At 62.3% G+C, this 14705-nt stretch carries 15 protein-coding genes; 13 read left to right on the forward strand and 2 right to left on the reverse strand.

The window, feature by feature from the left end:
• Positions 1-198 precede the first annotated feature (198 nt).
• Genes cydP through AC07RO_RS12660 form a run of 5 tightly spaced genes read left to right on the forward strand, consistent with a single transcriptional unit; the run spans position 199 to position 3572 of the window.
• Positions 199-396: a cytochrome oxidase putative small subunit CydP gene (cydP, locus tag AC07RO_RS12640; RefSeq protein WP_282371491.1), complete on the forward strand. Its 198-nt coding sequence runs from the start codon at positions 199-201 to the stop codon at positions 394-396.
• Entirely contained in the window at positions 393-1985 is a 1593-nt protein-coding gene (locus tag AC07RO_RS12645; protein WP_495086190.1) for a cytochrome ubiquinol oxidase subunit I, read from the forward strand. Before cydP ends, AC07RO_RS12645 begins: the two co-directional genes overlap by 4 nt.
• 10 nt (positions 1986-1995) lie before the next feature.
• The gene (cydB, locus tag AC07RO_RS12650; protein WP_495086191.1) at positions 1996-3138 is read left to right on the forward strand and encodes a cytochrome d ubiquinol oxidase subunit II; all 1143 of its coding nucleotides are present in this window, start codon (positions 1996-1998) and stop codon (positions 3136-3138) included.
• Between the two features lie 25 nt (positions 3139-3163).
• Positions 3164-3280 (forward strand): cytochrome bd-I oxidase subunit CydX, encoded by a 117-nt coding sequence (cydX, locus tag AC07RO_RS12655; RefSeq protein WP_065988546.1) that lies wholly within the window; start codon positions 3164-3166, stop codon positions 3278-3280.
• Positions 3270-3572, forward strand: coding sequence for a cyd operon YbgE family protein (locus tag AC07RO_RS12660; RefSeq protein WP_495086192.1), 303 nt, complete (start codon positions 3270-3272; stop codon positions 3570-3572). Before cydX ends, AC07RO_RS12660 begins: the two co-directional genes overlap by 11 nt.
• A gap of 5 nt (positions 3573-3577) precedes the next feature.
• Here AC07RO_RS12660 and AC07RO_RS12665 read toward each other — a convergent pair whose 3' ends face one another.
• Positions 3578-4870, reverse strand: a complete 1293-nt coding sequence (locus AC07RO_RS12665) for an MFS transporter (RefSeq protein WP_495086193.1) — start codon at positions 4868-4870, stop codon at positions 3578-3580.
• 302 nt (positions 4871-5172) lie between these two features.
• On the opposite strand from AC07RO_RS12665, the gene AC07RO_RS12670 reads away from it, so the two are divergent.
• From AC07RO_RS12670 to pstB, 8 genes are all read left to right on the forward strand, one after another.
• On the forward strand, positions 5173-5796 hold the full coding sequence (locus AC07RO_RS12670; RefSeq protein WP_495086194.1) for a glutathione S-transferase family protein: 624 nt from the start codon (positions 5173-5175) through the stop codon (positions 5794-5796).
• A 28-nt stretch (positions 5797-5824) separates the two neighbouring features.
• A complete protein-coding gene (locus tag AC07RO_RS12675) occupies positions 5825-7882 on the forward strand; it encodes a 2Fe-2S iron-sulfur cluster-binding protein (RefSeq protein WP_495086195.1) in 2058 nt (685 codons plus the stop codon).
• Between the two features lie 29 nt (positions 7883-7911).
• Positions 7912-8115 (forward strand): hypothetical protein, encoded by a 204-nt coding sequence (locus AC07RO_RS12680; RefSeq protein ID WP_495086196.1) that lies wholly within the window; start codon positions 7912-7914, stop codon positions 8113-8115.
• A 200-nt stretch (positions 8116-8315) separates the two neighbouring features.
• Positions 8316-9206, forward strand: coding sequence for a class A beta-lactamase (gene bla, locus AC07RO_RS12685; RefSeq protein ID WP_495086197.1), 891 nt, complete (start codon positions 8316-8318; stop codon positions 9204-9206).
• Between the two features lie 392 nt (positions 9207-9598).
• Positions 9599-10618, forward strand: a complete 1020-nt coding sequence (gene pstS, locus AC07RO_RS12690; RefSeq protein WP_346628907.1) for a phosphate ABC transporter substrate-binding protein PstS — start codon at positions 9599-9601, stop codon at positions 10616-10618.
• Positions 10619-10688: 70 nt separating this feature from the next.
• Entirely contained in the window at positions 10689-11684 is a 996-nt protein-coding gene (gene pstC / locus AC07RO_RS12695) for a phosphate ABC transporter permease subunit PstC (protein WP_192172406.1), read from the forward strand.
• Positions 11681-12559, forward strand: coding sequence for a phosphate ABC transporter permease PstA (gene pstA / locus AC07RO_RS12700; protein ID WP_192172407.1), 879 nt, complete (start codon positions 11681-11683; stop codon positions 12557-12559). The genes pstC and pstA overlap by 4 nt, the downstream gene beginning before the upstream one ends.
• Complete coding sequence (gene pstB, locus AC07RO_RS12705) at positions 12559-13338, forward strand: phosphate ABC transporter ATP-binding protein PstB (protein WP_122623165.1); 780 nt, start codon at positions 12559-12561, stop codon at positions 13336-13338. Before pstA ends, pstB begins: the two co-directional genes overlap by 1 nt.
• A 256-nt stretch (positions 13339-13594) precedes the next feature.
• Here the strand turns inward: pstB and AC07RO_RS12710 are convergent, their stop codons facing one another.
• Positions 13595-14518: a LysR family transcriptional regulator gene (locus tag AC07RO_RS12710; RefSeq protein WP_192172408.1), complete on the reverse strand. Its 924-nt coding sequence runs from the start codon at positions 14516-14518 to the stop codon at positions 13595-13597.
• Positions 14519-14705: the final 187 nt, after the last annotated feature.

Genomic DNA, 14705 nt, shown 5'->3' on the forward strand with positions numbered 1-14705 from the left:
CCAGGAGCAGGCACCCTTGGTTACTTGGGGTGCTTTTCCAAGTAACTCGCCGAAGGCGAAACAATCTGCCCCCAGGCAGATGCTTTTAGACAGCTGTGGCGTTCTGCCACACCGGAGTAAACGCGGTTCCTTGACCTGGATCAAAGGTGCACGAAGGCCCTGTAGGAAAAATACCTCGCACCCCGACGAGTCCTCAACATGCCCGGTCCTTTCGACTTCCTCAAACACCCCCTGGCCAGAGACATCAGCCTGATCCTCCTGATCAAACTCGTCCTGCTCATGGGCATCCGCAGCGTCTGGTTCGACGCCCCGGTCGAAGTCAAGGACGACGGCGTGCAAGCCGGCCTGCACCTACTGAGCACCCCACCCGCACCCTCTGAGAAAAACCCAAAATGATATCGGAATCAGTCGTCGACCTCTCCCGGCTGCAGTTCGCGATGACCGCGCTGTACCACTTCCTCTTCGTCCCCCTGACCCTCGGCATGACCTTCCTGCTCGCCATCATGGAATCGGTCTACGTCATGACCGGCAAGCAAGTCTACAAAGACATGACAAAGTTCTGGGGCAAGCTGTTCGGCATCAACTTCGCCCTCGGCGTCACCACCGGCCTGACCATGGAATTCCAGTTCGGCACCAACTGGGCCTACTACAGCCACTACGTCGGCGACATCTTCGGCGCGCCGCTGGCCATCGAAGGGATGATGGCGTTCTTCCTCGAATCGACCTTCATCGGCCTGTTCTTCTTCGGCTGGGACCGCCTGACCCGCGTCCAGCACCTCACCGTCACGTGGCTGGTGGCGATCGGCTCCAACATGTCAGCGCTGTGGATCCTCATCGCCAACGGCTGGATGCAGAACCCGGTCGGCGCCGAGTTCAACTTCACCACCATGCGCATGGAACTCACCAGCTTCAGCGACCTGCTGTTCAACCCCGTCGCCCAGGTCAAGTTCGTCCACACCGTGGCGTCCGGCTACGTCACCGGGGCGATCTTCGTCCTGGCGATATCCAGCTGGTACCTGCTCAAGGGCCGCGACATCGCCTTCGCCCGGCGTTCGTTCGCCATCGCCTCGGCATTCGGCATGGCCTCGATCCTGTCGGTGATCGTGCTGGGTGACGAATCCGGCTACGAGATCGGCGACGTGCAGAAAACCAAGCTGGCCGCCATCGAAGCCGAATGGGAGACCGAACCGGCCCCGGCGGCCTTCACCTTGTTCGGCCTGCCCAATCAGGCCGAGCAGCGCACCGACTACGCGGTCAAAATTCCCTACGTGATGGGCCTCATCGCCACCCGCTCGGTGGATAAGCAGGTCACCGGCATGAAGGATCTGGTGCACGAACACGAAGGCCGCATCCGCAACGGCATGACCGCCTACGACCTGCTCGGCCAGCTGCGCGGGGGCGACAAGAGTGCGCAGACCCTCGACGCTTTCAATGCAGTGAAGAAGGACCTCGGCTACGGCCTGCTGCTGAAGAAGTACACCGACAAGGTGGTCGACGCCAACGAGCAGCAGATCAAACAGGCTGCGCTGGATTCGATCCCCCAGGTGGCCTCGATCTTCTGGACCTTCCGCGTGATGGTGCTGAGCGGGATGCTCATGCTGCTGCTGTTTGGCTGTGCCTTCTGGGCCTCGGCGCGCAAGAACGAGACCCGCAAGCGCTGGCTGCTCAAGTGGGCGGTGTTCAGCCTGCCGCTGCCGTGGATTGCCACGCAGACCGGCTGGTGGGTCGCCGAGCATGGCCGTCAGCCCTGGTCCATCGGTGAAGTGCTGCCCGTGCACCTGTCGGCCTCGACCCTGTCGGCGGGGGATGTGCTCGGTTCGATTGTGGCGCTGGTCGGCTTCTACACCGTTCTGCTGATCCTCGAGATGTACCTGATGATCAAGTTCGCCCGACTCGGCCCGAGCAGCCTGCACACCGGTCGCTACCACTTCGAGCAAGGCGCGCCCGGCAACGCTGCCCACGCCAAACACCCGGCCCTGGCCTGAGGAATCCCCGATGTTCGATTACGAGACACTGAAAATGATCTGGTGGGTGCTGGTCGGCGTATTGCTGATCGGCTTCGCCCTCACCGATGGCTTCGACCTGGGCGCGGCGATGCTGATGCCCTACGTCGGGCGCAGCGACACTGAACGCCGGGTTGTCATCAACACCATCGCCCCGCACTGGGACGGCAATCAGGTCTGGCTGATCACCGCCGGCGGCGCGCTGTTCGCGGCGTGGCCGCTGGTCTATGCGGCGGCGTTCTCGGGTTTGTACTGGGCGCTGTTGCTGGTGCTGTTCGCGTTGTTCGTGCGCCCGGTGGGCTTCGACTACCGCAGCAAACTGGAAAACACCCGTTGGCGGCAGAGCTGGGACTGGGGCCTGTTTGTCGGGGGCGTGGTGCCGTCGCTGGTCTTCGGCGTGGCGTTCGGCAACCTGTTGCTGGGCGTGCCGTTTCAGTTCGACGACACCCTGCGCTCCAGTTATCACGGCAACTTCTGGCAGCTGTTGAGCCCGTTCGGCCTGCTGGCCGGCGTGGTCAGCCTGAGCATGCTCGGCCTGCACGGCGGCAGCTGGCTGATGATGCGCACCGAAGGCGCCATTGCCCGACGCTCACGCCGCGCGGCGCAGTGGCTGTCGCTGCTGTTCCTGCTGTCGTTCATCGGCGCCGGCGTGTGGCTATTGCTCGGCGGCATTCAGGGCCTGGCGATCACTTCGGCGTTCGACGCCGGCGCGGCGCTGAACCCGCTGGCGAAAACCGTGACAGCCAGCAACCACGGCTGGATGGCGAATTATCAGCAGCACCCGCTGACGGTCATCGCGCCATTGCTCGGGATTTTCGGTGGCTTGCTGGCCTTGCTCGGCGCCAGTGCGGGGCAGGGCAGAACGGCGTTCCTCGGGAGCACCCTGGCCATCGTCGGCGCGCTGTGCACCGCCGGTTTTGCGCTGTTCCCGTTCGTCATGCCCTCGAGCCTGGACCCGGCGTCGAGCCTGACCGTGTGGGACGCCGTTTCCAGCCACAAAACCCTGATGATCATGCTGATCGCGGCGTCGATCTTCGTGCCGTTGATCCTCTGCTACACGCTGTGGTGCTACGCCAAGATGTGGGGCAAGGTCACCACCGCGCACATCGACCACAACCCCCACGGCCTGTACTGAGCCGCGTTCTAGAGGAGAGACAATCATGTGGTATTTCGCCTGGATTCTCGGCGTGTTGCTGGCCTGCAGCTTCGGCATCATCAACGCCCTGTGGCTGGAGTCGTCTGACGCCGCGGCGCTGGAGAGCGGCCGTGACCGCTGAAGCGCTGAGTGCACCCTTCAGGCACGCCATCGGCCGGGCACTGTCCCTGCTGATGGCCGTACCCCTGAGCCTGGTGCTGCTCATTCACCCGGCGTCGATGCTCGATGCCAACGGCCATTACTCCCACAGCCTGCTCATGCTGATCATGTGGGGCGTGGCCGGGGGATTCGTCCACGGCGTCGGTTTCGAGCCGCGGGCGATGGCCTGGCGGGTGGTGTTTCACCCGCTGCTGGCCTGGGCGCTGATGGCCGTCGGCTATGGGATGTGGCTGACCGCGCGGCAGTGGCTTTAAGCCGTTTACGCACTAGCAGCCCTGGTCGACTTCACGGGCGGCACGATGGACAACGCGATCAACGCCGCAATGGCGCACAGCAGGCCGGAAATGAAAAACGCCGGCAGGTAGGTGGCGAAATGCGTGCGTGTCCAGCCGGCGCCGAAGGCGGCAAACGCGGCGCCCAGCTGATGGCCGGCGAACACCCAGCCAAACACGATATTGGCGCGCTCGGCGCCAAATCGCTGGGCAGTCAGCTTCACGGTGGGCGGCACTGTGGCGATCCAGTCCAGCCCGTACAACAGGGCAAACACCGACAACCCGAACACGGTGAAATCCAGAAACGGCAGCAGCATCAGCGACACGCCGCGAAAGCCGTAGTACCAGAACAGCAGCCAGCGATTGTCGAAACGGTCCGACAGCCAGCCGGAACCGATGGTGCCGAAGAAGTCGAAAATCCCCATCACCGCCAGCATTCCGGCCGCCGTGGTCGCGGCCAGGCCGTAATCGCCGCACAGACTGATGAAGTGGGTCTGAATCAGGCCGTTGGTGCTGGCGCCGCAAATAAAGAACGTCATGAACAGCACCCAGAACGTCCAGGTTTTCGACACGTCGCGCAGCACTCGCAGTGGGGTGATCAGCAGCTGAAGGAAGGTCTGGGTGCTCGCGGCTACGGGCTGGATGTCCTCATCGCCGTAGAGTGGCAGTTGCAGATCGGCAGGGCGGTTGCGCATCAACGCCAGCACCGCGACGCCGGCAATGACGATGCCCGTGCAAATGCATGCCAGCGCCGTGCGCCAGCCGAAATGCTCGGTCATGTTCGCCAGCAGCGGCATGAACACCAGTTGGCCCGTGGCAGAACTCGCCGACAGCAAGCCCATTGCCAGCCCGCGATGTTTTGAGAACCAGCGCGTCGCGACGGTGGCGCCGAGCACCATCGCCGTCAGCCCTGTGCCGAAGCCAACCACCACGCCCCAGAGCAGCACCAACTGCCAGAACTGCGTCATGAACAGCGACAAGACCATGCCGCTGGCGACCAGCGTCAGCGCGGTCAGCACCACCTTGCGCACGCCGAAGTGGTTCATGAACGCGGCGGCAAACGGGCCGACCAGACCGAACAGGGCAAAGCGAATCGCCAGCGCCGAAGAAATCTCGGCCGTGTCCCAGCCGAACTCTGCTTGCAGTGGCCGGATGAACACACCCGGCGCGCCCACTGCGCCGGCCATGACCAGCATGGTGAGGAAGGTGACGGCCAGGATCACCCAGCTGTAGTGAATGCGACGGCGCGACAGAGAAGCCGCCAGAACGGACGAAACCATGGAAATTCACCAGAGAGCAGAGCAGTTGGATGATGGCTGTACTCCAATATGAACGCTCAGCCATCGGGCCGCCGTCAAGGGGATATTTCTGAATGTTGCAGATAGGGGAGGCGCGAGCCGTGTGAGCGGTTCAAGCAGCGGGATTTGACGCCCGGCATTTCACTACGTGAAACAGTGGATTGCTTTTTCTGGTCATTCTCCAATCCAGCGGTCAGGCCCACTATCCATTCCACCAGCGCGGCCCACCATTGCGGCACCGCCGCCCCACGCTGAGTTGACGCACTTGCCCAGGAGCCCACCCCATGACCGCCATCACGCTCTATCACTTCCCGCTGTCCGGCCACTCCCACCGCGCCGAGCTGATGCTGTCGCTGCTGGGCCTTGATCCGAAGATCCAGTTTGTTGATCTGGCCAAGGGCGAGCAGAAAAAGCCGGAATTCCTCGCCATCAACGCCTTCGGCCAGGTGCCGGTGATTGACGACAACGGCGTCATCGTCGCCGACTCAACGGCGATCCTGGTGTACCTGGCGAAGAAGTACGACCCGTCGGGCCGCTGGTTGCCGAATGATCCCGAGGGCGCCGCGCAGGTGCAGCGCTGGTTGTCTGCCGCCTCCGGCGCGATTTATCTGGGCCCGGCGCGGGCGCGGCTGATCACGGTGTTCGGTGCCGGTTTCGATCCCCAAGACACGATCCAGCGAGCCCACGACGCGCTCCGCGTCATTGATCAGCACCTGAGCGGCCGCGACTTTCTCGCCACTGATCACGCCACCATTGCCGACGTCGCCGCCTACAGCTACATCGCCCACGCGCCTGAAGGCAACGTGTCGCTGGACGAATACGGCAACGTGCAGGCATGGCTGGCGCGCATCGAAAACCTGCCGGGCTTCACGCCCATGCCACGCACGGCGGCAGGGCTGGTCAACTAATCATCCGGGAGTCCAGGGAGTTCGCGCCATGAACGAGATTCGCACTGAAATACCATCGCCATGGCATTCCGGCGAGCGCGCTCTGCAGGCCAAAGTCGGCGTTGCAGAGCGCATGGAAACCCTGGGCAAGCGCGTCATTCGTGACTACATGCCCGATCAGCACCGTGAGTTCTACGAGCATCTGCCGTACCTGATTCTCGGCGCCGTCGACAATGAAGGCTGGCCGTGGGCGACCCTGCTGGACGCCCAGTCGGGGTTTATCCAGTCACCCGACGCCAGGCGGCTGGACATCGCCCGACGCCCCGACGCCGAAGACCCGGCCGGCGCCGAATTCGCGCCGGGCGCGGCGGTGGGCATGCTCGGCATCGACCTGCACACTCGCCGTCGCAACCGCATCAATGGCCACATCAGCGATGTCTGGGAAAACGGTTTTTCCGTGAGCGTCGAGCACTCGTACGGCAATTGCCCGCAGTACATTCAGCTGCGGGCGCTGAAGCAGGTGCCGCTCAAAGCTGTGGCGGAGCGTCCCCCGGTGCAGCGATTGACCGCGCTGGATGACGCCGCCATCGCCACCATTCGTGGCGCCGACACCTTCTTCGTCGCCAGCTATGTCGACCTTGAGGGCGCGCAGCCCCATCGTTCGGTGGACGTGTCCCACCGTGGCGGCCAGGCCGGGTTCGTGCGGGTGGAGGGCGATGTGCTGACCATCCCGGATTTCGCCGGCAACCTGTTTTTCAATACGCTGGGCAATTTCCAGGTCAATCCCAAAGCAGGTCTGCTGTTCGTTGATTTCCAGACCGGCGAGCTGTTGCAGGTGGCGGGCACTGTGACGCTGATCCTCGACGGGCCGGAAATCGCTGCATTTCAGGGCGCCGAGCGGCTCTGGCAGGTGCGGGTGGAACAGGTGGTGCGTCGGCCAGCGGCGTTGCGCTCGCGCTGGGAATTCCAGGGTTGGTCGCCGAACAGCCTGATGACCGGCGACTGGCAGCAGACCGCCGCCCGCTTGCAGGCCGATGCCCTGCGCGATCAATGGCGGCCCCTGCGGGTGACGCAGATCGAGGACGAAAGCGACGGCATTCGTTCGTTCTATTTCGAGCCTGCCGACGGCGCCGGTTTGCCCGCGTTCAAGGCCGGTCAGCACCTGCCACTGCGCTTGTCCCCGGATGGTCGCACGCCGCCGCTGATTCGTACCTACAGCCTGTCCAGCGCGCCGTCCGATCGGTTCTTCCGCATCAGCGTCAAGCGCGACGGCCTGGCCTCGGCGTACCTGCATGACCACGTCAGCGTTGGCGATCTGCTCCAGGCGCGGTCACCCCAGGGCAGCTTTGTGGTGGATCCGCAGGAGCGCCGGCCGCTGGTGCTGCTGGGTGCGGGCATCGGCGTCACGCCCATGCTGTCGATGCTGCGAGAAGTCATCTACGAAGGCAAACGGGTGCGGGGAGGGCGGGCGACCTGGTTCATCCAGAGTGCCCGTCGTCTGGCCGACCTGGCGTTTCGCGAAGAAGTGGACACACTCATTGTAAAGGCTGGCGACCAGCTCACAGCGATCCGCGTGCTGAGCCAGCCGGAAACGTCGGCGCGGGTGGGTGAAGACTTCCACCTGACCGGCCGCATTGACCTCGATCTGCTCAAGACGCTGCTGCCGTTCAACGATTTTGATTTTTATGTGTGTGGGCCGGCGGCATTTACCCAAGAGATCTACGACGGCCTGCGCGGCATGCACATTCGCGATGAGCGCATTCATGCCGAGACCTTCGGCCCGTCCAGCCTCAAGCGCAGCGGTGATTCACAGGGGGTTGCCTTTGATCAACCGCCCGCCGCCACCGAAGCAGTGCCGGTGGTGTTCGAACGCTCCGCCAAGGAAGCGCGTTGGCAACCCGCCGCTGGCAGTCTGCTGGAACTGGCCGAGAGCCGAGGACTGAGCCCGGAATTCAGCTGTCGCGGCGGATCCTGTGGCACCTGCAAGACCCGGCTCATCAGTGGCCAGGTGCATTACCCGGTCCCGCCCGCTGAAAGGCCGGCGCCGGACCACGTGCTGATCTGCTGCGCAGTCCCGGCTTCAGGGCCGTTGGTGCTCGATCTGTAACCATCCATGCGTGTGCGGGAGAGACGGCGATGAACCCATGGCCAGCGTTCGAGAAAGAGGAAACCCCGATGCCTTATCAGGCCACCGAGCAGGAGATCTCCTGGTTGTTGCCCCAGTCGCTGGCGTCCCTGGCCGGCGAGCTTGCCGCGAGCCACGAGCCCGTCGACGCGCCGGCGACCCTGCGGCTGTTCATGTGGGTGCGGTCGATCCCGGCCTTCAAACGATCGCACTGAAGGCAACGCGGGAAGGGTGATGAGGGCGCAGGCCGATGATTGTGCGTGTGTAGCGGCTGATGGTTGAAATGTCCCGGCGTCTGGCCGGATGATGTGCGCCGGTTTGCCCACCGTTCGCAGCGGCTCACCGGCGGCTCATCCCATCGAGGTGAGTGCCATGATCCGTGCGGCGCTCGTTGCCGTTCACAAGGACGTTCATCTTGATCACCCGCAGAACCCTCATCGGCGCGTCGTTGCTGGCTGTGCCCACCCTGTTGAGTCTTCCTTCATTCGCTTTCGAGCGGCGCTCGGAGCCTTCTTCCGATCGAGTCATCCAGCAGCAACTGGCCGACCTTGAACGTCGTTACGGCGGCCGGCTGGGTGTCGCCATTCTGGACACGGCCAGCCAGCGCCTGATCAGCCATCGTGGCGATGAACGCTTTGCCCTGTGCAGCACCTTCAAATGCCTGGCCGCCGCCCATGTGCTGGCGCGGGTGGATCGAAAGCAGGAGGACCTGTCGCGGCGCATCGTTTATTCCGCCGAGCAACTGGTGCCGTATTCACCGACCACCGAGCTGCACGTGGGCGGGCAGGGGCTGAGCGTCGGTTCGCTGTGCGAGGCGGCAATGACGCTGAGTGATAACACTGCTGCCAACCTGCTGCTCGACAGCATGGGCGGTCCCGAAGGTCTGACGGCCTGGCTGCGATCAGTAGGCGATACGCAAACCCGCCTCGACCGGCGCGAGCCCGAGCTGAATGAAAACCGGCCGGGTGACCCGCGCGACACCACCACGCCCGTCGCCATGCTGCAGACCCTGAAGACGCTGGTGCTGGGTGAAAAACTGACACTGGCCTCGCGCGATCAATTGACGGCCTGGCTGGTGAACAATCAGACCGGCGACAAAAAGCTGCGCGCCGGCGTACCTGCCCGTTGGCGTGTGGGCGACAAGACCGGTTCGGGTGCCAACAACGCCAGCAACGACGTTGCGGTGATCTGGCCCGGCGAACGGCCGCCTGTTCTGGTGACGGCGTATTACACCGGATCGAAAGCCAGCGGTGATCAGATCAACGCGCTGATGGCCGATATCGGGCGACTTGCCGCTGGGGTGTAGGGCGAGCGTCGAGGTGTATCGAGGCGAGTCGTAAAATCTCGATACACATTGCCCTCGATGGATCGGTTGCGCCGTACGGCCGGAGAACTCCGCCAACGTCTCACACAGCCCTGTGCCGTCCCCAGACGCCGCTCAATTGCCACAGATTTGATGCCTTGATGCCGATATATGGCGCATTGATATTAAATTCCCTTCTGCTAGACAACCTCAGCCTTAGCCAACAAAACCGGGCACTTCAGCTTTACACGCTGTAGGAAATGGCTGACAGACGACTCCGTTTTGGCGCGTGGTCTCAAGACTGTCATCAAACAGAAATGTTTCCAGTTTTAAATCTGCCTCGGGTCTTCAACTGTGACCACACACACACAAAATTCTCTTGTTGAGGTATTGCCGTGATTCTGCTGACTAAAAAACGCCTGTCGCTTCTGATGGCTTCGATGTGCCTGTCGGGTATGGCACACGCCGTTGATGTGACGGGCGCTGGTTCGAGTTTCGTATTCCCGGTTATCTCCCAGTGGTCGCAGGACTACAGCAAAACTGCTGACAATCGCGTGAACTATCAGTCGATCGGTTCGGGCGGCGGTATCGCCCAGATCAAGGCTGCCACCGTAGACTTCGGCGCGTCTGACGCCCCGATGTCCGCTGAAGACCTCAAGGCCGGCGGCCTGGGTCAATTCCCAAGCGTCATCGGCGGTATCGTTCCAGTCGTCAACCTCGAAGGCGTCAAAGCCAACGACGTGAAATTGAGCGGCCAGGTCCTGGCCGACATCTTCCAGGGCAAAATCACCAAGTGGAACGACCCTGCGATCGTCAAACTGAACGATGGCGTGAAACTGCCTGATACCAACATCACCGTGGTCCACCGTTCGGACGGCTCGGGCACTTCCTTCAACTTCACCAGCTACCTGACCAAAGTCAGCGACGCATGGAAATCCGGTCCAGGCACTGGCTCCGCCGTTCAATGGCCAGTGGGCGTGGGCGGCAAGGGTAACGAAGGTGTGGCGGCTTACGTAAAACAGATCAAGGGCTCGATCGGTTACGTTGAATACTCCTACGCCACCAAGAGCGACATCGCTTTCACCCAACTGCAGAACTCTGCTGGCGAGTTCATCAAGCCTGATGCCAAAGCTTTCGCCGCAGCGGCTGACACGGCTGATTGGGCCAACGCCAAAGACTTCAACCTGATCATGACCAACGCGCCGGGCAAGACGGCATGGCCGATCACCGCGACCACCTGGATCATCATGTACAAGCAACCGAAGAACGCCGAGAAAAGCGCGGCTGCTTTCGACTTCTTCAAATGGTCCCTGGAAAAAGGCCAGAGCGCCGCTGAAAAACTGGAATACGTACCTCTGCCTGCATCGCTGGTCAGCAAGATCGAAGACTACTGGAAAACCGAGTTCACCAAGTAACTCGACGTAATCCGGCTAACCCCTGTCACCGAGCGCTCGGTGGCAGGGTTTCCTTGCGAGTGGACCTACCATGAATGAGAACACCCAATACATGTCCGCTGTGATTCCGGATGCACTATCCGAGAGCGAAAAACGCGCGGCCCGCGATCACCGACACGACGCCTGGTTTCGGCGCACGATGCTGGGAGCGGCTCTGTTGGTGCTGCTGTTGCTGGCGAGTATCGCCGGCTCGACACTCTGGGGCGGTGCCCTGGCGTTCAAGACCTTTGGCTTCGAATTTCTTACCAGTACCGAATGGGATGTGGTCAACGGCAAGTTCGGCGCGCTGGTGCCGATCTACGGCACGCTGGTCACCTCCTTTCTCGCGCTGCTGATCGCCGTTCCGGTGAGCTTCGGCATCGCGGTTTTTCTGACTGAAGTCGCACCGCCCTGGTTGCGCATGCCCATCGCTTCGGCGGTGGAACTGCTTGCGGGCATTCCTTCGATCATCTACGGCATGTGGGGCCTGTTCGTGTTCGGCCCGTTCATGGCGCAATACATGGCCCCGTGGATCAACGACAACCTCGGCGCGCTGCCGCTGATCGGCCCGGTGTTCCAGGGCCCGCCACTGGGCATCGGTATGCTCACCGCCGGCATCGTGCTGGCGATCATGATTATCCCGTTCATCACCTCGGTCATGACCGAAGTGTTCCGCAGCGTGCCCATCGCGTTGAAAGAGTCGGCTTACGCATTGGGCGGCACGACCTGGGAAGTGGTCTGGGACATCGTCCTGCCTTACACCCGCTCTGCGGTGGTCGGCGGGGTGTTCCTGGGGCTGGGCCGTGCGCTCGGCGAAACCATGGCGGTGACCTTCGTGTTGGGCAACGCCCACCAGTTCTCCGCATCGCTGATGATGCCGAGCAGCTCGATTGCTTCGGTGATTGCCAACGAGTTCAGCGAGGCCTACACCGACCTGCACCGTTCTGCGCTGATCGCCCTGGGCTTCCTGCTGTTCGTGGTTACCTTCATCGTGCTGGCGATTGCCCGTCTGATGCTCTCTCGTCTGTCGCGCAAGGAGGGTCTATGAGTAAGGCCGATAACGAAAACCTGTACCGCGCCCGCGCGATCAAGAACAGGATCGCGATGGTCCTCAGCTGCGCCGCGACGGCCTTCGGCCTGTTGTGGCTGGTGTGGATTCTGCTGACCACGATCGTCAACGGGTTCGAAGCGCTGAACCTGCGCCTGTTCACCGAAATGACACCGCCACCGGGTTCATCGGGCGGTCTGGCCAACGCCTTTTACGGCAGCATCCTGATGTCAGGGATCGGTCTGCTGATCGGCACGCCGATTGGTTTGATGGCCGGTATCTGGCTGGCAGAATTTGCACGCAACACCAAGCTGGGCAATGCGGTGCGCTTCATCAACGACATTCTGCTGTCGGCGCCGTCGATCGTGCTCGGTCTGTTCGTGTACACCGCGGTGATCCTGCCCCTCAGCGCCGTGACCAACCATCAGGTCGGTTTCTCGGCCATCGCCGGCGCTCTGGCCCTGGCACTGCTGGTGATCCCGGTGGTGGTGCGGACTACCGACGAAATGCTCCAGCTGCAACCCTCGACCATGCGCGAAGCCGCACTGGCGCTGGGTGTGCCGCAATGGAAGCTGACGCTGCAGATTGTCCTGCGTGCGGCCAAGGCCGGCGTCGTGACCGGCATCCTGCTGGCGCTGGCGCGCATAACCGGCGAAACCGCGCCGTTGCTGTTCACCGCCTTTGGTAACCAGTTCTGGAGCAGTGACCTGCTCAAACCGATCGCAAGCGTGCCTGTGGTGATTTTCCAGTACGCGATGAGCCCGTTCGATGACTGGCATTCCCTGGCCTGGGCCGGCGCTTTGATTATGACCATGTTTGTACTGGTACTGAGCCTCAGTTCCCGTCTTCTCCTTTTGCGCAATAGGGCGTCCTGATGAACAACCTTTCCCTCGCCGACGAAAAAACCAAAATCCAGGTACGCGGTCTCGATTTCTACTACGGCGCTCAGCGTTCGCTGAAGTCGGTCGACATGATCATCCCCGAGAAGCGCATCACCGCGATCATCGGCCCGTCTGGCTGCGGCAAGTCCACGCTGCTGCGCGTGTTCAACCGCATTTACTCGATGTACCCGAAACAGGAAGCCAAAGGCGAAGTGATGCTCAACGGGGAGAATATACTCGCCCCGGGTTACTCGATGAACCGCCTGCGCAGCAACGTCGGCATGGTGTTCCAGAAGCCGGTGCCGTTCCCGATGTCGATCTACGACAACATCGCCTACGCGGTGCGTCACCATGAAAAACTCTCCCGTCGCGAGATGGAAGAACGCGTCGAGCAGGCCCTGCGCGGCGCGGCGTTGTGGGATGAAGTAAAAGACAAGCTCAAGCAGAGCGCCCAGAGCCTGTCCGGCGGTCAGCAACAGCGTCTGTGCATCGCCCGCACCATCGCGCTGCGTCCGCAAGTGCTGCTGCTGGATGAGCCGACTTCAGCCCTCGACCCGATCTCCACCGGTCGCATCGAGCAACTGATCACCGAGCTCAAAGAGCAGTTCACCGTGATCATCGTCACCCACAACATGCAACAGGCCGCGCGCTGCTCGGACTACACCGCGTTCATGTTCATGGGCGAACTGATCGAACACGGCGACACCGACACCATCTTCACCAAGCCGTCCAAGACCCAGACCGAGGATTACATCACCGGTCGTTTTGGCTGAGTGGAAATATCGCTGGCGCTGCAGGAGGTCTTAGTGGGACTGGCTTTAGCCGGGAAGTGGCCGGTATAGACGCCACAATCTTGTGCTGTCACCGCCGACGCTTTCCCGGCTGAAGCCGGTCCCACATTTGATCGCGGATTATCTGTAGGGCTGGCTTTAGCCGGGAACGCATCAGGGGCTACACCGCAAATTTGATGGCGTCCAAACCGGCCTCTTCCCGGCTGAAGCCGGTCCTACTATGGGAAAGCGTCGAGCATTACGGCGCGGCGCTCGAAGCGCCGGCATCCCCCATGAACGCCTCAAGCCGCTTGCGCAGCCAGCGTTCGGCGGGGTCGGTGTCCATGACGCTGAGCCAGACCATCGACAGCTCCAGATTCGGCGTCACGAACGGCAGCGGTTCGCCGCGCAGACCGGTTCGGGCCATGGCCCGGGTCAGGTGATCCGGCAAATTGCACAGCAGATCCGTCCCCTCCATCAACGCCGGCAACGTGCTGTATTGCGGCACCGACAGCACGGCGGTGCGCTTGCGCCCGATCGCGGCGAGCCACTCATCCGCAAAGCTCGAAATGTTCGCCACGTGGGAAACCACGACGTGGGGCCGGGTGCAGTATTCATCTAGGGTGATCGGCTCAGGCGACGAATCGGCCCGCACCACCATCGGCTGCACGCTGCGCAGCAGTTTCCGCTTGGCGTTGGCCGGCAGCTCACGGGTCAGGCAAACGCCAACGGTGATGTCGCCGGACATGAGCAATTCCGAGACATTCCAGAAATTGACCTGCTTGATCACCAGCACGATGCCCGGCGCTTCCTCGCGAATCGCGCGCAGCATCGGCGGCAGCAGGCTGTATTCGACGTCGTCGGAAAGGCCGATGCGGAAGGTCATGTCGCTGCTGGCCGGGTCGAATTCCCGCGTGAGGCTCAGGGCGACGGACATGGCGTCCAGCGCCGGCGACAGATGACTGATGATCTCGTTGGCCCGCGCCGTGGGTTCCATGCGGTGACCGACGCGAATGAACAGCGGATCGTTAAACAGCGCACGCAGGCGGTTGAGGGCGGCACTGATGGTGGGTTGGCCGAGGAACAGCTTCTCGGCGGCGCGGGTCACGTTACGCTCTTGCATCAAGGTTTCGAACACCACCATCAGGTTGATGTCGGCCTTGCGCAGCTCATTGCGATTCATACATCGTCCCCGTTACCCGACATTCGTCACCCTTCTGTAGAGGTCTGCGACAGATGGACGCAGTTTATGGAGCGCGGTCGTTCGCCGTCCAGCCTTCTAGGCTGAAGCCAGTCCTGTTGGATATACGCATGCTTTTGGTGGGACCGGCTGGACCGCGAATTGTAGGACCGGCTTCAGCCGGGAAGAG

This window comes from Pseudomonas sp. GW821-FHT07F05, from assembly GCF_059418765.1.